This is a genomic window from Bradyrhizobium sp. Kon56, assembly GCF_055807635.1.
This window is the reverse complement of sequence record NZ_JBVVOU010000614.1, coordinates 1-239: the sequence shown is the minus strand read 5'-3', so window position 1 is coordinate 239 and position 239 is coordinate 1. Positions and strand designations below refer to the sequence as shown.

1 protein-coding gene is annotated in these 239 nt (G+C 69.5%); it reads right to left on the bottom strand.

Translation table 11 applies throughout. The features are described from left to right. Positions 1-205, bottom strand: a 205-nt coding sequence (locus AC0L3B_RS40260; RefSeq protein WP_473383625.1) for an FAD-dependent oxidoreductase, incomplete at its 3' end; no start/stop codon positions are given. Between the last annotated feature and the right edge of the window lie 34 nt (positions 206-239).

The window sequence follows — 239 nt, the reverse complement described above, 5'->3', positions numbered from 1 at the left end:
CCCGGTGCTCGGCGCCAATCGGCACGCTCAGGCTGTAACCCTTGAGTGGATACAGCGGCAGTGCCAGCCCTGGCAAGCCCAACGCGGCGCTGCGGTGCCCGGCTGCCAGCACCACGTGTGCCACCGACATCACCTCATGCCCCAGCTCGATGGCCTGTACGGCACCGTCGACATGGCGCAGCCCGGTGACCTTGCGCCCCAGCATGAACCTACAGCGCCCCGACGCCTCAAGCCGGGCC